The organism is Dorea amylophila (genome assembly GCF_025567265.1).
GTDB lineage: Bacteria > Bacillota > Clostridia > Lachnospirales > Lachnospiraceae > Dorea_A > Dorea_A amylophila.
Genome location: NZ_JAOQJW010000015.1, coordinates 26,071 through 44,797, shown reverse-complemented (window position 1 = coordinate 44,797; position 18,727 = coordinate 26,071). Strand labels below are relative to the sequence as shown.

22 protein-coding genes and 1 tRNA gene are annotated in these 18,727 nt (G+C 41.0%); 6 read left to right on the top strand and 17 right to left on the bottom strand.

The genetic code is table 11. The features are described from left to right. Positions 1–38: 38 nt before the first annotated feature. The 4 genes from rplW to rpsJ all read right to left on the bottom strand — a co-directional run bounded on the left by rplW (position 39) and on the right by rpsJ (position 2,063). Positions 39–344: a 50S ribosomal protein L23 gene (rplW, locus tag OCV72_RS10430; RefSeq protein ID WP_006427386.1), complete on the bottom strand. Its 306-nt coding sequence runs from the start codon at positions 342–344 to the stop codon at positions 39–41. Beyond that, positions 344–964 carry a 50S ribosomal protein L4 gene (gene rplD, locus OCV72_RS10425; protein ID WP_055283719.1) on the bottom strand — a complete coding sequence of 207 codons (621 nt, stop codon included), beginning with the start codon at positions 962–964 and terminating at the stop codon, positions 344–346. The genes rplW and rplD overlap by 1 nt, the downstream gene beginning before the upstream one ends. A gap of 29 nt (positions 965–993) precedes the next feature. Then, on the bottom strand, positions 994–1,674 hold the full coding sequence (rplC, locus tag OCV72_RS10420) for a 50S ribosomal protein L3 (RefSeq protein ID WP_055283717.1): 681 nt from the start codon (positions 1,672–1,674) through the stop codon (positions 994–996). Positions 1,675–1,751: 77 nt separating this feature from the next. After that, positions 1,752–2,063, bottom strand: a complete 312-nt coding sequence (rpsJ, locus tag OCV72_RS10415) for a 30S ribosomal protein S10 (protein WP_006427379.1) — start codon at positions 2,061–2,063, stop codon at positions 1,752–1,754. 509 nt (positions 2,064–2,572) lie between these two features. On the opposite strand from rpsJ, the gene OCV72_RS10410 reads away from it, so the two are divergent. Together OCV72_RS10410 and OCV72_RS10405 are read left to right on the top strand one after the other, a co-directional pair. Beyond that, complete coding sequence (locus tag OCV72_RS10410; protein WP_055283715.1) at positions 2,573–3,940, top strand: sodium-dependent transporter; 1,368 nt, start codon at positions 2,573–2,575, stop codon at positions 3,938–3,940. 156 nt (positions 3,941–4,096) lie between these two features. Continuing rightward, the gene (locus tag OCV72_RS10405; RefSeq protein WP_055283713.1) at positions 4,097–4,969 is read left to right on the top strand and encodes a LysR family transcriptional regulator; all 873 of its coding nucleotides are present in this window, start codon (positions 4,097–4,099) and stop codon (positions 4,967–4,969) included. A 120-nt stretch (positions 4,970–5,089) separates the two neighbouring features. On the opposite strand, the gene OCV72_RS10400 is transcribed toward OCV72_RS10405, so the two are convergent. Next, on the bottom strand, positions 5,090–5,620 hold the full coding sequence (locus OCV72_RS10400; protein WP_055283710.1) for an SLC5/6 family protein: 531 nt from the start codon (positions 5,618–5,620) through the stop codon (positions 5,090–5,092). 1 nt (position 5,621) lies between these two features. Then, entirely contained in the window at positions 5,622–6,032 is a 411-nt protein-coding gene (locus tag OCV72_RS10395; protein ID WP_055283708.1) for an SLC5/6 family protein, read from the bottom strand. 972 nt (positions 6,033–7,004) lie between these two features. Between OCV72_RS10395 and OCV72_RS10390 the strand changes: the two genes are divergently transcribed. Further along, positions 7,005–7,895, top strand: coding sequence for a hypothetical protein (locus OCV72_RS10390; RefSeq protein WP_055283706.1), 891 nt, complete (start codon positions 7,005–7,007; stop codon positions 7,893–7,895). A 155-nt stretch (positions 7,896–8,050) separates the two neighbouring features. Further along, positions 8,051–8,590, top strand: coding sequence for a YcxB family protein (locus OCV72_RS10385; protein ID WP_055283703.1), 540 nt, complete (start codon positions 8,051–8,053; stop codon positions 8,588–8,590). Positions 8,591–8,681: 91 nt separating this feature from the next. Here OCV72_RS10385 and OCV72_RS10380 read toward each other — a convergent pair whose 3' ends face one another. The 8 genes from OCV72_RS10380 to OCV72_RS10350 all read right to left on the bottom strand — a co-directional run bounded on the left by OCV72_RS10380 (position 8,682) and on the right by OCV72_RS10350 (position 14,923). Next, positions 8,682–9,164: a glycine/sarcosine/betaine reductase component B subunit gene (locus OCV72_RS10380; RefSeq protein ID WP_055214632.1), complete on the bottom strand. Its 483-nt coding sequence runs from the start codon at positions 9,162–9,164 to the stop codon at positions 8,682–8,684. A gap of 20 nt (positions 9,165–9,184) precedes the next feature. Beyond that, positions 9,185–9,952: a proline reductase cluster protein PrdD gene (gene prdD / locus OCV72_RS10375; RefSeq protein ID WP_028088466.1), complete on the bottom strand. Its 768-nt coding sequence runs from the start codon at positions 9,950–9,952 to the stop codon at positions 9,185–9,187. A gap of 211 nt (positions 9,953–10,163) precedes the next feature. Beyond that, complete coding sequence (locus OCV72_RS16930) at positions 10,164–10,409, bottom strand: proline reductase (protein WP_028088467.1); 246 nt, start codon at positions 10,407–10,409, stop codon at positions 10,164–10,166. A 27-nt stretch (positions 10,410–10,436) separates the two neighbouring features. Then, on the bottom strand, positions 10,437–10,889 hold the full coding sequence (locus OCV72_RS16925; RefSeq protein WP_006427368.1) for a glycine/sarcosine/betaine reductase selenoprotein B family protein: 453 nt from the start codon (positions 10,887–10,889) through the stop codon (positions 10,437–10,439). A 2-nt stretch (positions 10,890–10,891) separates the two neighbouring features. Further along, the gene (locus OCV72_RS10365; protein WP_006427367.1) at positions 10,892–11,191 is read right to left on the bottom strand and encodes a CBO2463/CBO2479 domain-containing protein; all 300 of its coding nucleotides are present in this window, start codon (positions 11,189–11,191) and stop codon (positions 10,892–10,894) included. A gap of 17 nt (positions 11,192–11,208) precedes the next feature. Then, the gene (prdA, locus tag OCV72_RS10360) at positions 11,209–13,065 is read right to left on the bottom strand and encodes a D-proline reductase (dithiol) proprotein PrdA (RefSeq protein ID WP_055283701.1); all 1,857 of its coding nucleotides are present in this window, start codon (positions 13,063–13,065) and stop codon (positions 11,209–11,211) included. Positions 13,066–13,269: 204 nt separating this feature from the next. Beyond that, positions 13,270–14,685, bottom strand: a complete 1,416-nt coding sequence (gene prdC / locus OCV72_RS10355) for a proline reductase-associated electron transfer protein PrdC (protein ID WP_028088471.1) — start codon at positions 14,683–14,685, stop codon at positions 13,270–13,272. A 140-nt stretch (positions 14,686–14,825) separates the two neighbouring features. Beyond that, positions 14,826–14,923: transfer RNA gene (locus tag OCV72_RS10350), tRNA-Sec, on the bottom strand. A 294-nt stretch (positions 14,924–15,217) separates the two neighbouring features. Here OCV72_RS10350 and OCV72_RS10345 point away from each other — a divergent pair. Both OCV72_RS10345 and OCV72_RS10340 read left to right on the top strand, forming a co-directional pair. After that, a complete protein-coding gene (locus tag OCV72_RS10345) occupies positions 15,218–16,252 on the top strand; it encodes a proline racemase family protein (RefSeq protein WP_044919936.1) in 1,035 nt (344 codons plus the stop codon). A 166-nt stretch (positions 16,253–16,418) separates the two neighbouring features. Further along, positions 16,419–17,006: a TetR/AcrR family transcriptional regulator gene (locus OCV72_RS10340; protein ID WP_028088473.1), complete on the top strand. Its 588-nt coding sequence runs from the start codon at positions 16,419–16,421 to the stop codon at positions 17,004–17,006. A gap of 62 nt (positions 17,007–17,068) precedes the next feature. Here the strand turns inward: OCV72_RS10340 and OCV72_RS10335 are convergent, their stop codons facing one another. Genes OCV72_RS10335 through yedE form a run of 3 tightly spaced genes read right to left on the bottom strand, consistent with a single transcriptional unit; the run spans position 17,069 to position 18,660 of the window. After that, complete coding sequence (locus OCV72_RS10335; protein ID WP_028088474.1) at positions 17,069–17,305, bottom strand: putative Se/S carrier protein; 237 nt, start codon at positions 17,303–17,305, stop codon at positions 17,069–17,071. A gap of 2 nt (positions 17,306–17,307) precedes the next feature. After that, positions 17,308–17,511 carry a sulfurtransferase TusA family protein gene (locus OCV72_RS10330; protein ID WP_028088475.1) on the bottom strand — a complete coding sequence of 68 codons (204 nt, stop codon included), beginning with the start codon at positions 17,509–17,511 and terminating at the stop codon, positions 17,308–17,310. A 51-nt stretch (positions 17,512–17,562) separates the two neighbouring features. Next, on the bottom strand, positions 17,563–18,660 hold the full coding sequence (yedE, locus tag OCV72_RS10325; RefSeq protein ID WP_055283698.1) for a YedE family putative selenium transporter: 1,098 nt from the start codon (positions 18,658–18,660) through the stop codon (positions 17,563–17,565). Between the last annotated feature and the right edge of the window lie 67 nt (positions 18,661–18,727).

The window sequence follows — 18,727 nt, the reverse complement described above, 5'->3', positions numbered from 1 at the left end:
GTTTATTGTCACGGTTTCTGTCCGTATGCTTTGCAATCTTATAATCCCTGGAAGATCTCGATATCTGCGCTATCCTCTGTAAGTTTTACGATTGCTTTCTTAGTTTTAGCTGTTTTTCCGAAGTTGTAAGTTCCACGAACTCTTTTCTTCTTTCCGTCGTTATTCATTGTGTTTACTTTCTCTACTTTTGTTCCGGTAAACATTTTTTCAACAGCTTCTTTAATCTGAGATTTTGTTGCTTCTGGGTGTACTAAGAAAGTGTATTTCTTTTCTCCCATAAGTTCCATACTCTTTTCTGTTACTACAGGTTTAAGGATTACATCATAATACTGAACGTTTGCCATTATGCGTACACCTCCTCGATTTTAGCAACAACAGCTTTTGTTGTGATTACTGTGTTGTATTTTAAGATATCGTACACATTGATTGTATTAGTCTTTGCAGTCTTGACGTCAGCAATGTTTCTTGCTGAAAGTTCTGCATTTTTGTTGTCATCCTCTAATACTACTAATGCTTTAGATACATCTAAACTCTTAAGAATGTTTGCAAAGTTCTTTGTCTTTGTTTCTTCAAAGTTGATCTCATCGATTACGATAAATTTGTTTTCTTCAACTCTTGATGTGAGTGCAGATTTCAGAGCTGCTCTCTTCTCTCTCTTATTCATTTTGAAAGAATAATCTCTCGGAACTGGTGCGAATACAACTCCGCCGCCTGTCCACTGTGGAGCTCTTGTGGATCCCTGTCTTGCATGACCGGTTCCTTTCTGTCTCCATGGTTTTCTTCCACCACCAGAAACTTCAGAACGTGTTTTCGCTTTCTGTGTTCCCTGACGGTTATTTGCAAGCTGGCTTACAACTGCCATGTGTACAAGATGTTCATTTACTTCAACACCGAATACAGCATCGCTTAAGTCGATCTTACCAACTTCTTTACCTTCGATATTATAAACAGATACGTTAGCCATCTTAAGTGTCCTCCTTCCTTCGCCAAATCTTAGTTAGCTTTTACTGCTTCTTTGATAGTTACTAAAGATTTCTTAGGTCCCGGTACTGAACCTTTAACCAGAAGTAAGTTATTCTCAGCATCAACACGTACAACTACAAGGTTCTGGACTGTAATCTTCTTACTTCCCATATGTCCCGGCATGTGTTTTCCTTTGAATACTTTACTTGGATCTGAACAAGCACCGTTTGAACCAGCATGGCGATGATACTTAGAACCATGAGCCATAGGTCCTCTTGACTGATTGTGACGTTTGATTGCACCCTGGAATCCTTTTCCTTTAGAGATTGCAGTTGCATCAATCTTATCTCCAGCAGCGAAGATATCAGCTTTGATTTCCTGACCTAACTCATATTCGCTAGCATTTTCAAATTTAAATTCTCTTACAAATTTCTTACCTGTAACACCGGCTTTAGCAAAATGTCCCTGCTCTGCCTTTGTTACACCGTGACGGTGAACGATTTCTTTCTTTCCGCCTTTGTCTTTGTTGATGATCTTGTCTTTCTTGTCAACGAATCCAACCTGAACAGCTTCATATCCGTCATTCTCAACAGTCTTGATCTGTGTTACAGCACAAGGTCCTGCCTGAAGAACTGTTACCGGAGTAAGTGTTCCGTCTTCGTTGAAGATCTGAGTCATTCCGACTTTTGTTGCTAAAATAGCTTTCTTCATTTTATTTTACCTCCTGTGATTTACAGCGGAACGCCCTTTTTCGGACGCTCATCCTAAATTATAGGAATTACTGCTTCTTATTTCATTTTGATATCAATAGCTACACCAGCTGGCATTTCCAATCTTGATAATGCATCCACAGTCTTCTGTGTCGGTGCAATGATATCGATCAGTCTCTTATGAGTTCTCTGTTCGAACTGCTCTCTGGAATCTTTGTATTTGTGAACAGCTCTTAAGATTGTAACTACTTCCTTCTTTGTCGGAAGTGGTACAGGTCCACTCACCTTAGATCCATTTTTCTTTACAGTTTCGATGATTTTCTTAGCGGATGCATCTACTAACTGATGATCATACGCCTTTAAAGTGATTCTCATTACTTGACTTGCCATAAAAAAAGTCGCCTCCTTTTCGTACTTATAATCGAGTACGACAAGCGGTGACTGTACACTCTCCCGTGTGTGTCGTGAGAACCCACACGTTGTTACCACATCGCAGTGGCTGTTATAGTAGTTTCGTACAGTGACTTGTCGCCAGTTTCCTAACTTGACATTCGCTCCACGGAAAACCTGCTGATCTCCAGCAGCAACCTCACGCTTCAACGCTATCATGTCACAGCTCTCTTAGTATATCCCAATCCGGCAGATAATGCAAGCACTATTTTTGTTTTTTTTACCGTACAATCTTTTAGATTCTCTTTTTATATCGGCGCTGTTAATTTTTCGCCAAAAGTATCACTTTTCATTATATCTGCATTATGTTTTCTAATATCTCTATTGATATTTTCATTTTTTCAGACTATACTGTTATTATAAACCAGTGCAGACAGGGAAGTCAGACATCAGAGATGTTTTGCTTCCCTTTTTTGCAAAAATATAATAGCGAATGGAGCGTGTTACATATGAGCGAAAATGGAAATCAATCTCGTGAATGGAGCTCAAGGTTTGGATATATCATGGTTGCGGCCGGTGCTGCGATCGGACTAGGAAACATCTGGAAATTCCCATACCTCGCTTATCAGGGCGGTGGCGGTGTATTTCTGGTCGTCTATATCCTGATTGTTGCCGTCATGGCTCATCCAATGGTAGAGATGGAGACTGCAATCGGACGCCACAGCGCTTCTGACACAGTAACCTGTTTTGAACGTATTAATAAAAAATGGGGATTCGTCGGCTGGCTGGCAAATATCTGTACACTACTTATCAATATGTATTATGTCGTTGTCGGTGGATGGGTACTCAAGTACGCTTTTCAATACATTATAAGCGGCGACTTCGGTTCCGACAAACAGGCCTACTTCACAGATTTTACTACTTCAACTGTCGAACCGATTATTTGGGCTATGATCTTACTGGTATTCGTCTCTATATTGTTACTGTTCGGAATCACCAATCTTGTAGAAAAAGTAACCAAGATTATCATGCCGATACTCTTTCTCTTCCTTATTATATGTGGTATCTGGGCGATCTTTGTAACCGATAACGCAATTGAAGGATTAAAATACTATCTTCTTCCTGATTTCAGCAAGTTCAGTTTCACCGTATTTTCCCAGGCTGCAACACAGGTGCTCTTCTCTGTAGGTATCGGCTGGGGAATCTATGAAACACTGGGGGCAAATATTCCAAAAAAGAATAATCTAAAGAGCGATGCCATTCTTGTATCCATCTGCGATACCGGTGCTGCCATCCTTGCCGGCTTTGTAATTATTCCATCCGCATTCGCAGGCGGAGTCGATATGCAAAGCGGCCCAAGTCTGATCTTCCTTGTAATGACCGGCATCTTCAGCAAACTGCCTGGAGGACGTCTGATCGGCATCTGTTTCTTCCTTGCGATTGTATTTGCCGTGATTTCATCATTATTTACATTCTTTGAGATTTCTATCCGCACTTTCGAAGATAACCTGAAAATGGGCCGGATCAAGGCAACACTTATCATTTCTCTGATCATCGGAGCCGGCAACATTATCGTTTCTCTCGGATTCGGAGTATTAAGCGGCATAAAGCTTCCATGGCTGGACGCTTCCGGTATATCCTATCTCGGACTCTATGACTGGCTTGACACATTTACCGGATATATCCTGCTTCCGCTCGGTTGTCTTCTTGTCTGTCTCTTCGTATCCAAGGTCTGGGGATTTGAAGAATATGAAAAAGAACTTACGAACAACGGCAAATTCGGAAGAATTACTTTATATGATAAGATTCTTACTTACATTGTCGTTCCGGTCTTCATGGTGATCATTATTCTGAATGTATTTGGATTCATACGCTAAAATCCGGTGTCAGACACCGACACTTTCTTCGGTCATATGATATTTTTAAAAATTTTAATTTTATTTACTTGTAATTTTTATATTTTTTCGCTACTATTAATAAGCAAATAAATTTTCACGAATTTTTGTATTTTTTATACATTGGAGAATAAAAGAATGGACATCAAAAGTTGGAAAATCATGCTGGCCGTAGATGATTACGGCAGCTTTACCCGTGTAGGCGCAGAACTCGGTTACACACAATCCGGCATCACACAAATGATGAAAAATCTGGAAAAAAAGGTCGGATTTCCACTCTATATCAAAGATCACCACGGTATCAGACTTACAAATGAGGCCAAATCACTGATTCCGGCAATCCGCACATTATTGAATGCCGACGAGGTGATTCATCAGGAAATTGCAGCATTAAACGGTGCTCAAAGAGGCACAATCCGGATCGGTACTTATCTCAGCTGTTCGATTCACTGGATTCCAAAAATCATCCGTGAATTCCAACAGAAGCATCCGGATATTATCATCCAGGTAATCGAGGGTGTTGAAGGCGAACTTGCCGACTGGATTCAGGAGCGCCGCGTAGATATCGGATTTATCAGCCTGCAGAAAAATCATAAGTATCAATTTCTTCCTGTCATGGACGATCCAATGTATGCAGTTATTCCGGAAAACGATCCGCTTGCCAAAGAAGCGGAAATTCCGATTGAAGTATTCGAAGGAGCTCCTTTTATCATCACTGAATATACACCCGGAAGCGATGTGCACCGTGTCTTAAGAAAGAATAAAATCCATCCGGATATCCGTTACGTAACCCGAAATGAATTTTCTTCTCTTTCTATGGTAGAACACGAACTTGGATACTCTATCCTCCCAGGTCTTCTGCTCCGTGGTCAACAGGGGAAATTCGTCAAACGTCCGCTGAAACCAACGATTACCCGGCAGTTAGGCCTGGCCTATTCTTCTTTAGAAGATTTGTCACCGGCTTCCAAGACATTTCTGGAATACGCGAAAAATTTCCTGTTAGATGATTAATCCCGCAAAGCTGCTGTTTTATCTGTATACTTTACTTAACAAACAAAAACCCTGCTGTTTTTCAGAGCGATTACAGCAGGGTTTTCTATTATATATAATGTGTCAGATGCACTCAATGCCTTAAATAAATCCAAACACATGAAGTATTACAATCAATGTAAGCACCGGACAGATCACTGCCAGAGACAACTTATCATACATAGATAACTTTCCATGTTTACCATTATTCGTAAGTTCTTTTTCATACTCATTAAATCCCCATGCTTTCACAATATAGAAACACGTCAGCAATACGCCCAGAGGCAGGAGTACATAACCACTCAGGCAGTCGCACCAATCATAAATATCATAATACGCAATTCCCTGAAAACTCGGCCATGGAAGTTTCAACCAGCTAAGTACGCCTTTTGACAAAGAACAGAGAACACTTCCGCCGTACACCAGAGCCGCTGTAATAATCAGAGAAACCTGATGTGACGTATGCGTCTTCTCCTGTACATACATACGCGGAATTTCAAGAATCGTAAAGAATGTTGAAATAACCGCAAAAATCAAAGATGCGAAGAAAAAGATACCAATAATTCTTCCACCCGGTAACGTTTCAAAAATCTGTGTCATTGCGACAAACACAAGCGATGGTCCGGAAGACATCTCACTTCCTGTCCCGACAACAGTCGGGATGATAACAAACCCGGCAAGCAGCGCAATAAAGGTATCGCAGATATCTACCCACCATGCATCCGGATACAACCAGATAATAAATATCAATGAGGAATGTACATACTATATTAATTACTCCGACAAATCGCCATTTCGGATGAATTACGCCATAGCTTGCGGCTGCACTTGCACGTCCTCTACGTCCAACTGCCTGTTCCGCCTGAACGATCGGATGCCCCAGAAGAATACAGATTACAATGTAAATCAGAACAAACGCTCCTCCTCCGTCACCGTAAGCCAGATACGGGAATTTCCAAATATTACCCAGTCCTATCGCAGCACCGGCCGCTACCATAATATAACCGAATCTCGAGAAACTTTTTGCTTCTTTGTGATCACTCATATATAATCACTCCTATCCTTTTAAGTATTCTACATGACCCTTTTATTCCCTGGTTTGATTATCCTTAATTTCTACTGTCTCATTCATACTTTGGTCTAAAACAAAAAGGGCGTTACTTCTCTTTCCTCAAGAAGTAACACCCTTGTCACGTAAAATCTGTTCCTATTATATCAGGCAGGAAATTATCTGTCAATATTTATATTTCGTGCATATTTACATATATTTCCCCGCAAACATTACTATTCACTCATATTTTTTCACAATCCCGACTCTTCAAGCTGCTTCTTGTCTATTATTTTTGACATCATTTCTCATTTATTCATTAAAATTGCACGAAAGAGCACCCATCAATTCCACATTTTCTTGTTGCAATGCCAGTTTTTTACATCCTTATTGACATCATCGGATTAACGTGCTATATTAATATCAACTTAAAAACAGACACAGACACCAATGGCGGTTCCTTAACAGAATTCTATTATGCGGGAACTGCTCTTTTAAAATCAGACATTATATTGTAGTAATTTGTTTTTAAGAAACCATTATTATGGTTGTTATTGCAGTTATACCTAAGCTGGTCGTTTCCCCCAAGAATGACCTTGCGAAGGTGAACTCCAATTGATATATACATCCTCTATATAGAGGAGCATTCCCCAGCTTTGTATATAAAGACAAAACTGCAATGCAACGAGGAAAAACCTCTCAATGACATACCAATAAGAAAGAGCACGACATGTTCAGATGTCGTGCTTTTTCTTATTGAATCTGTCTATAATTTTCATGTTTGATTGACTTTTAACGATTTAATTGGTAAAATATTAATACAAAGCAATGCGTGAATTTATAGAAAATCTTTACAAATCGGGGTGTATAAGATTTCTTTTTTTAAAGTGCTAAAATACATTTTGCACTTATGCATTCACATGTATAGCTTGTCAACAATTAAATATGAAAATCTGGAGGGATGAATTTATGTTATTAGCGATCCAAATTTTATTAGGTGTTATGTTCGCCGGAACAGGTATCGGCCTTGTTGTCGACATAAGCAAGAACCGCATGGATGAACTCAAAGGTTCTACAGGTAAGCAGTGGGGTTCCGCTTTTGCGGTTGGTATCATAGCCAACTTCCTTGATACTTTAGGATGTGGTTCCTATGCACCATCAACATTCATGTACAAACTTTTTAATCAGATTGATGATATCAACATTCCGGGTACACTGAATGTTGGTGACACATTCCCAGTTATTTTTGAGGCATTCATCTTCACAACTTCTGTAGAATGTGATCCTATCTTCTTATGGGTAATGTTTATCTGTGCCGCTGTTGGTTCATTCGGATTTGCATCTATCGTAACAAAATGGCCACGTAACAAGATCAGAATTGCTCTTGGAACCATTATGATTCCTCTTGCTGCAATCATGCTTTGCAAGAACTTAGGTGTCGGACCTTTCGGTATTGTTGGTACTGCAACAGGATTAAGCGGATGGAAACTGATCGTTGCCGCAGCTCTTAATATCTTATGGGGTGCTTTAATGGATATCGGTTTCGGTCTTTATGCACCATGTATGGCAACATGTCTGCTTCTTGGTGTTGATGCTGCTACATGCTTCCCTGTATTCATGGGATCTTGCGCATGCTTAATGCCGGCTTGTTCTATCGAGTTCATTAAATCACACAGATATGACGTACCACACACAATCGGTAATGCGATCGGCGGATGTATCGGTGTATTCATTGCATGGAAACTGGTTACAGGACTTCCGATGTTCTGGCTCATCAACTTAATTTGTATCGTTCTTCTTTGGACTTCTTACACATTACTTAGTGCAGCAAAGAAAGATAAAGCAAAAGGTATTGCTTAATATCTGCAAAACATATAAATAAGCAATGCACTTATTTAAACAAAATAACATCTGGATGGCAGTCTTAACAGACTGCCATCTTTATATCTTGACACACAAGAGGAACTGCCTGTGCAGTTTCCACGCATTACAATTTTATTTATGGAGAATATCATATGTTTGTTAACGAATATGTAATGACACGCAAGCGTTATGACAAATGGGCAGCTCCAAAATTCTGGAGGCTTCCCATCTTTTACGTATATTGTATAATCTTCGCAGCCGGAACTTTTGGCTGGATTTATTTTCATCATGTAGGTGCTTCGCTCAGATGGCAGTCTGTTGGTGCTACACTTTCCTTTATAGCCCTCTACCGCGGAGTATTTTTCAAATGGATGCATGCTGACAAAACTTTCCGTGTGACACGCGCACAATATTTCAATGGAAAAGACTGGACATGTAAAGTGATGATCCGTGAGAAAGATATAGCACTCTTTATCAACAATAAGATCAACAATCATGTAAACTGGGAAGATCTCACAAAATTTGAAGAAGCAAAAACTTATTATAAATTAACTTCCAAAGATCAGATAGAAGGAGTTATGCTTGACAAAGACTCTTTTACAGAAGGGGATTCGAGCAGTTTTAAACAATGGATGTTAGAACAGCATCCGGAAATCAAATACGGACCTATTGATCCGGCATTTGACAAATAGAAAAAGAGAAGATTTCCATCGCAAAATGTGGTAATCTTCTCTTTTTACAAGTTCTCCGTTTTCCTTTTTTCAGACATTCTGTCCAGATATTTTAACGTCCTTCCAGTTCGTCTTTATGGCGCATCTTGAGTTTCAGAAGTGCCTTCGCCTTCAGACAGTCTACTTTCACCATATTATTTTCTCCGACAACGTCTGTTTCTGTGCCATCGGCACTCTTATTAATATCAATGATTCCATCCAGATAATCATTGACTACAACGAACTTCGCAACCGTTCCGCTGAAATTAAGTCCCGTTACCGGAATTCCACGAATACCAAGTTGTTCACATGTGTTGGTATAATCCACATCACTATTTCCCCATCCATCTGATGATATGATCACACCATCTGCACGCATACACTCAGCCATTGCTGCCGCTCTGGTTCCAACCAGCATCTTATCTTTATTATCATCCGGAGTCCCTACTATAATAAGTCCAAGAAGGTCCAGATCTGTATCCTCAGATACGACTTCCAGAAGAGGATCTCTGAAATGATGTAATGATGTTTCTTTTGTCGATGGTCCAATACCCATAACTTCTGCACCTCCTATTATTACTGCATCGAACGGATAATACCGTCTCTGTACTCATTTGGAGTAATCATAACCGGCATATTACCCATATCGATAATTGAACGTCCGCCTTCAACCCCTGACGGTTCATCCGGGAACATCCACGTATCATACATAGCTCCCTGACCTGCAACCTGACGGATAATGACAACCTTCTTCTTTCCAGGTCTCACCTTATCATGATATTCATGCCGTTCCGTACACTTGTCCCCTTTGAACTTTTTCAGTTTATCCCTGTATGTCTGAATAAATTCATCACACAGTCTGTGCGCAGTAAATGGTCCATGTCTCTCCTGTCCCATTCCGGCCGCAAATGTAACATCAAAAGAAATGATATAATCATCATCTCCCGGTGTACCTGCACGGTTTAAGTATAACTGTTCTTTCAGATTCCCTTCCGATGAACCAAATTCGTGACACTGCTTTCCATTCACATCAACGCCTGTCAGCATTACATATACACCGGTTATGGTGTGAGTAATTCCTTCTCCCAATTTACCAAGCACTTTTGTTGAGATTGGAATGATATCCATGATCGTGTTCGTCCATCTGTCGTGGTCTCCCGGTTTTATGATCTGAATATCAATCTTCTCAATACAATCATCCTGTGCAACAAGCTGATCGATCATCTCTTTACTGACTGTCATATGTCCATCCGTTGTGATATTATTGTGTTCACCCCATTCCACATCTGTCATATGAAATGCTTTGATCACAAGGCGTCTTAAGTCTATCTCTTTCTCAGCCATCATGTCACCTCCTATATTCTTAAGGCATATCTCTTTCCTGTACAATTCAGGAAATTAAGCATATCTCTGCCCCTTTCTATGCCTTCTCCATGTCTCTAGTATACAATATACTGCAAGAAATTCCAATATATTGTCTCATTCTTTTTTTAAAAAAGGGCAGATGCAAAATACATCTGCCCTTCTTAAGATCAACAATATTCTTTAAATAGAATTAGATCTTAGCAACATACTCGAATGGCAACGGAACAATCTTTCCTGGAGTTTCGATTTTCTCTAACTGCTCCAGAGTTGCCTTTACGATCTGTGTCTGCTGTTCTACGTTGTGAGGACCACCCGCATTAGCACCCATAGGTACCAACGGAGCTACCGCACGAGGAGTACCAGTCTGACGAACAACTGGTGGAAGAGCTGCAATAATAATTGTAGGAATTCCAGCTTCTTCAATCGCTCTCTGCACCAATACTGCAGAGCGGTGGCAGGTACCTCAGCCAGCGGTGAGGATTACTGCGTCAACATCCTCATTTTTGAACATTTCAGCGATAGCAGGACCAGTTTCATGTTTGAATTTCTCCTGGTTTCCACCACCACCCATGAATCCAGCATGTACAGGAGCACAAGCTCTGATAAATCCTTCTTTTGCTAATTCATGAATTCTGTCAATTGGGAACATACAGTTGATGTCCTTGTTAACATCACTGTTATCATATCCACCGTGTGATACCATCAGATCACTAGATGGTGTAGTGTTTTCGATCTTTCTCCATGTCCAGTCACCAGCAAGGTTAAATCTCTCCTGGCTCTTCTTGTGAACACCTGCTGCTGTTGCAAGAGCGATAGACATATCTTTCAGCTCTTTTGTTACAGGAGCCCATACTGACGGTGGAGTAATAGGAACGAATATTTCAGACTGTAAGCCTTTAACAACCGTTAAACTCATTTTTAATCCTCCTTATTAGCATCCAAACGTGCTTGCATTTCTTGTTGTTTGCGACGTTCTTTTTCAATATTGCTGACGTATTTCTCATTTACTTCCGGTCCGAGCTGTTCCGGGAAACTCATGTTCCAGCCAACTTCCTGACCTACTTTCGGTTCTGTATCGCAGATGAACATTCTCTTCGGAGCTTTAAAGAACCCCAGACGTCCTTTTAAGTCAACGCTGATACTACAGTCGTCGACCGCTACGATGACACCTTCCATATAAATGATCTTATCGCCATAGTGTAAACGTTCATTATCCATTATGATAACACCTGATCTTAGTCGTATTTTTCTTTACGTTTCTGGCTCATTGGCAGAGACTGCTCATTGTCTACGAGTTCAATCTTCTTACCGCAAGCTGCTTCGATCAGCTCAACGTTAGTAGCTTTAACGTTTGGATTCCACTTCTTCTCAGCGGCCTTTACTTCTTCACCAGCCATAGCTGCTTTCAGCATAGCAAGAGCACGGATACCCTCTTCCTGGCAAAGTGTATTACATCCAAGTACCTCATTCTCGATACCAGACTCTGATTTGTTATTGTCAACCATGTACTGCATGTACTTGTTACCAACAACAAGTGCACCCTGAACAGCGCAGAATGAAAGTCCTACTACAGGAATTCCTCTCATACCGATCTGCTCGATGTGGCTTGCGAAATCAATGTGGTTATTTCCGAATCCTTCTGTTGTAACGAAAGCTCCGTCAACATCCATCATTTCTACAGTATGTCCTACACGACGAGATACATAGTACTTCTCAGCATTGATCTGAGGTGATCCTACGAATACAACTCCGCAAAGGTCAACTTCTTCATCATGTAAAGCTTCAAGTACAAGTGGCTCTCTCCAGTAATGTCTTGACATCTCTTTAGATGCAGGTCCGATACATGTTAATGCATGGATACATCCATCAAGTACCTCAAGTGGAGATACGCATACAGGTACGTTTCCTAAGTCTACGTTAGCTCTTGCGCCAAGGATACCAACTGGTTCTACAGGAAGGATGAAGTTATCATGCATAGCTCCCTGTCCCATGATCTCTTTTACGATTACGACTTTCTTCTTACCTGGACGACGGATAGATTTCAGTTCTTCGTCTTCAACGATGAAGCTGTCATCTAATTCTTTCATTACTTCACGGATTTCCTGAGTAATGATATCGAATGCTGTATGTGCAGCCATAGGTCCACGACGTTCCATGTTAGTCTTTTCCTGAACTACGATGTTACCTTTGATAAAGATTTCTCCCTTATCCGGGCATCCAGGACGTCCCCACATGATGTTCTCGTCAAGGTATCCTTCTGAAGAACCGAACTCACCAATCTGAACTCCGCCTTCATCTGTTCCTGTCAGCATCATAACAACGCCGTCAAGTACTCTTGTTGCACCTTCACCAAGGATTGCATCGCCTTCTTTTGTAGCGATTGGCTGAACATCCATGATTGTCTCTGAGTATGTGTGGTATTGGTCAGGAGTGATGATTTCAAGATGGAAATCTTTAACCAGTTCCTGATCAGCAATTACTTCTGCTTCAATTCCTTCACGGATGTAAAGAGTTGTTCCTTCGATCTTTGTCTCTGGTCCTCTCTTAACCTCTGTGATCTTAATGTGTCTTCTTGTTAATGTTCCTACTACTTTTGTTTCTTCAACAGGTGCTTCTGCTGTTGCTGTAGCTGCTACTGCTGCTGCAGGTACTTCTGCTACTGCTTCTCCTGTTGCTCCAAGAGCTCCAACCGGAATTTCAAGATTGATATCTTTTCCTTCTCCGATATGGATCTTGAGTGTTCCTCCAGCTACTGTTGCTGCTGTTGCAACTGGTGCTGCCGGTGCAGCTTCCTCTGCTGGAGCTTCTTCCTCTGCCTTTTCTTCTGCTGGAGTTGTAGGTGCTTTCACACCATCCAGAACATCATTTGTTAACGGGCAAAGAGAATCACATGTTTTTGTAAGTTTTGCACCCAGTACTTCTTCAATAGTAAGGCATCCGTCCAGGTTTAATAATCCTGAATCTACCAGATCATCAAAGATTGCTGGATCTTCGAGGTTCGCCGGTTCAATTGTGATACCAGCTTCTGCTCTACAGCACAGTACTGCAGGATCATGAGCATGTGCTTTTGCTGTTTCAGCTGTGATTGACATATTGTTTTCCCTCCTTGTTTTGTTTCGGTACATTGTCCCTTACGGGATATTGTAATTTTAATATATATACAGTTACATACAACATTCAGAAGAACCTCTCAATTACTTCTGGCGGGCAAAAGAATCGGGGGTCTTCTACCTCATTGTACGCAACAGTAATACCATAATATAATTTTGATAATATTGTGTCATTTCGGACAGTGATTAAAAATCAATATCCTGACTTACTTCTTTTGAAACCTTCAGGCTTCTGTACAGCGGATGTCCAACTGTTCTCATAACGTGGTCTGTCTGATGGAATACTTTCAGTCCCATCTTCGGTCCTGACGCCATTACAGTATTTGAACAGTCTGAGCAGTTACCGATCAGAATGTATTCACATTTGTCTTTCTTGAACTGCATATTGTTCTTAACCTGTCCAGGACAGTTACCAGGTCTTAAGCACTTCAGTGGTGCTCCCGGTTTATTTTCAATTGCCTGTTTACATTTGCACATAGATACTACTTTTGCATTCATCTTAGAAGCGATCTCACGCATACGCTCTTCGCTTCCGCCGCAGGCACATACAAGAATTCCCATTGTTGCTCCGTGGAGATCCGGGAACTCGACTGTTACAAGGATTGCTCCTGTCGTCTTGGTTGTTGGTGCATCTAATGTAGTAGACTTTCCTGTGAAAGCTCCACCCATGATGATCTCGCCATATTTTCCGTCGATTCCGCCGGCTTTTTCGATCATCTCTCCAACGCTTACACCTACCGGTACATCGAAGAATACATGTGCTTCATTTCCACCGTTTAATTTACCACGGACTGTCATATTCTTGCTGATACAAGGTTTCTTTTCATCAACCGCTTCAGCAATCTTACAGACAGTTTCTACATTGATAACAACAGATCTAGCTGCTGATGGAAGCTGTGTAGTTGTGAGTAATACCCCAAGACACTCTCTTACTACTGCACGTTCCTCACCCATCGGGTAGATATCAGCCATCAGGTGCATCTTGATATCAGGCTCATTCTCAAGAGCTTTCTGTAATACCTTGATTGCTTTATGATGTTTCTTCTTAATAGCAATAATTGCTTTCTTTGCGTGAGTGATTTCCATACTATATTTAATACCACGGATTAATTTATCACTCTGCTCTTCGATCTGTCTTGTGTTGTGTTCCAGTCCCGGTTCGCATTCAGCTGCATTTACAAGAATGTATCCACAATCCAGTTTGAAGTCTTTCGGAAGCTCTGGGTTGATCTCAGGATCAAGCTCACCCATCGGAGTTTCTTCTAAATTAATATTAAGTTTTACTCCTGTCGGGAATCCAGCTCCTCCCATTCCTACGATTCCGGCTGCTTTCACCAAATCAAGCTTTGATGACTCATCTGTGATACCTTCTACTGATTCGGTAACAGGAACGAATTCATCCGGCTGTTCAGCGGCCGGCTCGATGATGATGCGGTCTTCTGTAATCTCTGTTACTTTTCCATACACGCTTGAAAAAATGTTAGCTCCCAGGCCTGTTGGTGTAGCAATGAGAGTACCTTTTTTCACCTCAGCACCAACTTCTACACATGGTGCACAAGGAGCGCCAACATGCTGGCGTAATAACATCTGTACATTTCCCATGACACACTTCTCCTTTTTTAATATTTTATCTAAGTCAAAACGAAACTATACAGTTCGTTTACTTATTCACATTTTTTTCATTATAGATAAATTCTATAAATTCATCTTCGCCATTTTTTTAACAGAATTGCTTGTTTTTTTGGCGGAGGCATGTGGGAATCGAACCCACCCAGGACGCTCTTAACGCCCTACACTAGTTTTGAAGACTAGGAGGCACACCAGTTACCCAACTACCCCCATGTGCCTATTAACCATATCACATTTATCCTTATTTTTCAACACTTTTATTTATTTTTATAATACCAAAAAATCATTGACTTTTCAAGGGATTTCGTACATAATGAAATCAACAGATTGAACACGATACTAGAACATGGTCTATTTGTTAATTTTATATCGTAATATTTGTTAATTTTATATTTTTATTTTTTACCCATAGAAAAAGGCACTACGAAAATATAGATGTTTTCAATGTGTTTTTATAAAAACTTATAGATTGTTTCTATAAGAAAATCATAAGGAGGTAAGGATTATGAAGTTAGAAGCAAAAGTTAACTTCGACCGGTTTGAAGAGGCACTTCAGGTTGTAGATGCTCATACAGCCGGTGAGTTCTGTCGTATGGTCATCGGAGGATTCCCTGAGCCAGAAGGCAGCACAATGATCGAAAAGAAAAAATGGATGGAGGAAAAATACGACCACGTTCGTACAGCATTAATGCTGGAGCCGAGAGGACATCACGATATGTTCGGTGCTTTCCTTTGTGAGCCGATCCACGAAGAAGCAGATCTTGGGGTAATCTTCATGGATACAGGCGGATACCTGAACATGTGCGGACACTGTACGATCGGAGCTGTTACAGTAGCCCTTGAAGCAGGTCTTGTTGAATGCCACGAAGGAGAGAACGAAGTTGTTCTGGATGCTCCTGCAGGAATCATCAGAACAAAAGCTCATGTAAAAGACGGAAAGGTAACAGATGTAACTCTTACAAACGTACCTGCATTCATTTACAAAGACAACTTAACAGTTAATATCGACGGAGTAGACATTCCTTATACTATTTCTTTCGGTGGAAGTTTCTTCGCACTGGTTGATACTACAAAGCTTGACATTGGCGAAATCAACGCTAAGACAGTTCCTGCTTATACAGAACTCGGAATGAAGATTCGTGATAAAGTCAACGCAGAAGTTAAGATTCAGCATCCAACTCTGGACATCACAGAAGTTGACCTGGTTGAATTCTACGGACCAACACCGAATCCGGATCAGGCTACAATGAGAAACGTTGTTGTATTCGGAGATGCTCAGGCTGACCGTTCACCTTGCGGAACAGGTACAAGTGCCAAACTTGCTACTCTTCACGGATGGGGCGAACTTGGAATTGGTGAAGAATTTATTTACGAAAGTTTCATGGGAACACGCTTCAAAGGTGTGATCAAAGAAGAAACTAAGATCGGTGATTACGATGCAGTAATCCCAATGATCACAGGAAGTGCATATCTTACAGGTGTTGCTACTTACTTAATTGACTCTACAGATCCATTAAAATATGGTTTCCTTGTAGGTTAATGCATATTCGGGGTTGAATTAGATTGCATTATCATATATGATGATAGAAGCGGATTCATATGATCCGCTTCTATTTTTTTACTTAGACAGCGTTTTCATGTTCAGAGAACTATTATCCGGGCGTGTTCTCCTGTTATATAAATACCAAGAGAAAGGAATGATCCGAATGCCGCGTAAACGCAGATCCACAAAAAGCCGTATTGTCAAAGCAGCCTGGAATCTTTTCTACAAAAACGGTTATGAACAGACCACTGTAGAAGATATTATCAATGCCGCCAAAACATCAAAAGGCACATTTTACCATTATTTTAAAGGAAAAGAAGCGCTTTTAAACTCTCTTTCCTATCTTTTTGATCAGAAATACGAAGACCTTGCCGCCGTGATCGATCCGAATCTTTCCAGTTATGATAAACTATTATTTTTGAATCACGAATTATTCTACATGATCGAGACCAGCGTGGATATCCATTTGCTTGCATACCTTTATTCTTCGCAATTGATCACCAAAGACAAGAAATCCCTTTCCGACAAGAAACGGATCTATTTCAAATGGCTTACAGAAATTATGGAAGAGGGGCTTGCCAAAGGAGAATTCAAAAGTACAAGCACCGCCGCTGAACTCATGGATATCTATGCTATGTACGAGCGGGCTCTTTTATATGACTGGGCATTGTTTAAAGGTAAATTCTCACTGACTGAACGTTCTGACAAACTATTGCCTCATGTACTGGACACATTTGTAGAAGGAATTTAATATCAAAAAGGCGATGCTAACAGAAGATTTCGTATCTTCTCCTCTATTAGCATCGCCTTTTACTACACCAGACATTCATGAACATCTTCCTGTTCAATTCCGACATCTTTCATCACATCAAGAATCTGTTCCCTGTCTGTCAGGTCTGCACACCAGGAAAGTCCACAGCCCGCTGAGATTGCTCTCGGAACCGGAATCAGTCTTCCCGGCACACTTCTTTCCTTGCATATCTTTTCCATCGCCATTGCATCCGATGTTGTATGGAATGTTACAACAAGTTTCATTACTTTTTTTCTCATGTTTACTCAATCACCACTTCGTAGTAACCGTCTTTCTGCACAGATGTTGGCTTTTTACCTTTATCTTTGGCAAATTTCTCAACATTCATCATCTGATGCGGCTCTGTGACAAGAATTTTCACAGGTCCTGCTGCTCCTTTTAATGCCTCTGCTGTCAGCATCAAAGGTTCCGGGCAAGAAAGACCTCTTGCATCTACTTCTTTCATAATTTAATTCCTTCTTTCCTAGAATACTACGTATTTACACATATTTCAATCTTATTTTGCTTCTTCTCTCTTATTTGTAAATGCTATAATGAAGCAGATCACAATACAGATGATACATGCCACTTTCCCATTTACCGGTACCGCACCTGCTACCACTTCTTTCGTCTCTGGATTCAGAGCTGTTCCACTTGCTGCAAGTCCAAAATTATGGCAGATTGCAGATCCGACAAACATTCCGACAACCGTTACAGCCGAATCCGAAGAACCCTGCCCTGCAAGGATCAGCTGACGAAGCGGGCATCCACCTGCAAGAACTGCTGCAAATCCCACAGTGTACATTCCCAGGATATTCCACAAATGTTCCGAATGTGCGATGACTCCCGGTGTATTGAATCCTACCACGAAACGTCCTGTCGCAATATTGAATACCAGCATAACAACAAATAAACCTGCAATCACGCTGATCAGATCGAAGTTCTTCATCAGGATGATATCTCTAATACTACCCGCAAAACACATTCTTGACTTCTGTGCAAATGCACCGAATACAAGTCCGCCTACTAAAGATGCGATGATTGGTGCATGCATACTTCCCGGTCCTGCCTGGCTTGCTTTAAAAAGCGTTGTACATGTGGCAAGGATAAGAATTCCAACAACGACCGCCGGAAGCACTGCTCCACTTGACTTATTTGTAATATGTGCTCTTCCAAGGCTGAAACCATTCTTTAATGCAAACACTCCTGTTCCAACTCCAAGAATAAAGCCAACAAATGCAACCCATGCATTCAGATCACCTGCTGACATACGGATCACCATACGGAGCGGACATCCAAGGAATACCAGTGCACCGATCATAATGATTACACCAAGTACAAAACGAATCATCGGAGATGATCCTGCCGTTGAGCGATATTCTTTTGTTGCCACAGAAATGATAAATGCTCCCAGTACAAGTCCGATGATCTCAGGTCTTGCATACTGTACCACTTCCGCCTGATGCAGTCCCATTGCTCCTGCCGTATCGCGGATAAAGCATGCAATACAGAATGCCATGTTTGCCGGATTTCCAAGTGCTGCGAGGCATGCCGCTACAATACCACATACAACACCGGCCAGCGCCAGTTTTTTCTTTGAATCTGATAAATTCATTCGTATTTCCTCCTACACTCTCATTTTTGCATTTCCCCATAACTTATGCCTGACATACTTTTTTATG

Excerpts from the sequence above, each read along its gene's own strand:
- rplW (WP_006427386.1), bottom strand. The coding sequence starts at position 344 with ATGGCAAACGTTCAGTATTATGATGTAATCCTTAAACCTGTAGTAACA.
- rplD (WP_055283719.1), bottom strand. The coding sequence starts at position 964 with ATGGCTAACGTATCTGTTTATAATATCGAAGGTAAAGAAGTTGGTAAG.
- rplC (WP_055283717.1), bottom strand. The coding sequence starts at position 1,674 with ATGAAGAAAGCTATTTTAGCAACAAAAGTCGGAATGACTCAGATCTTC.
- rpsJ (WP_006427379.1), bottom strand. The coding sequence starts at position 2,063 with ATGGCAAGTCAAGTAATGAGAATCACTTTAAAGGCGTATGATCATCAG.
- OCV72_RS10410 (WP_055283715.1), top strand. The coding sequence starts at position 2,573 with ATGAGCGAAAATGGAAATCAATCTCGTGAATGGAGCTCAAGGTTTGGA.
- OCV72_RS10405 (WP_055283713.1), top strand. The coding sequence starts at position 4,097 with ATGGACATCAAAAGTTGGAAAATCATGCTGGCCGTAGATGATTACGGC.
- OCV72_RS10400 (WP_055283710.1), bottom strand. The coding sequence starts at position 5,620 with ATGTCTTCCGGACCATCGCTTGTGTTTGTCGCAATGACACAGATTTTT.
- OCV72_RS10395 (WP_055283708.1), bottom strand. The coding sequence starts at position 6,032 with ATGAGTGATCACAAAGAAGCAAAAAGTTTCTCGAGATTCGGTTATATT.
- OCV72_RS10390 (WP_055283706.1), top strand. The coding sequence starts at position 7,005 with ATGTTATTAGCGATCCAAATTTTATTAGGTGTTATGTTCGCCGGAACA.
- OCV72_RS10385 (WP_055283703.1), top strand. The coding sequence starts at position 8,051 with ATGTTTGTTAACGAATATGTAATGACACGCAAGCGTTATGACAAATGG.
- OCV72_RS10380 (WP_055214632.1), bottom strand. The coding sequence starts at position 9,164 with ATGGGTATTGGACCATCGACAAAAGAAACATCATTACATCATTTCAGA.
- prdD (WP_028088466.1), bottom strand. The coding sequence starts at position 9,952 with ATGGCTGAGAAAGAGATAGACTTAAGACGCCTTGTGATCAAAGCATTT.
- OCV72_RS16925 (WP_006427368.1), bottom strand. The coding sequence starts at position 10,889 with ATGAGTTTAACGGTTGTTAAAGGCTTACAGTCTGAAATATTCGTTCCT.
- OCV72_RS10365 (WP_006427367.1), bottom strand. The coding sequence starts at position 11,191 with ATGGATAATGAACGTTTACACTATGGCGATAAGATCATTTATATGGAA.
- prdA (WP_055283701.1), bottom strand. The coding sequence starts at position 13,065 with ATGTCAATCACAGCTGAAACAGCAAAAGCACATGCTCATGATCCTGCA.
- prdC (WP_028088471.1), bottom strand. The coding sequence starts at position 14,685 with ATGGGAAATGTACAGATGTTATTACGCCAGCATGTTGGCGCTCCTTGT.
- OCV72_RS10345 (WP_044919936.1), top strand. The coding sequence starts at position 15,218 with ATGAAGTTAGAAGCAAAAGTTAACTTCGACCGGTTTGAAGAGGCACTT.
- OCV72_RS10340 (WP_028088473.1), top strand. The coding sequence starts at position 16,419 with ATGCCGCGTAAACGCAGATCCACAAAAAGCCGTATTGTCAAAGCAGCC.
- OCV72_RS10335 (WP_028088474.1), bottom strand. The coding sequence starts at position 17,305 with ATGAGAAAAAAAGTAATGAAACTTGTTGTAACATTCCATACAACATCG.
- OCV72_RS10330 (WP_028088475.1), bottom strand. The coding sequence starts at position 17,511 with ATGAAAGAAGTAGATGCAAGAGGTCTTTCTTGCCCGGAACCTTTGATG.
- yedE (WP_055283698.1), bottom strand. The coding sequence starts at position 18,660 with ATGAATTTATCAGATTCAAAGAAAAAACTGGCGCTGGCCGGTGTTGTA.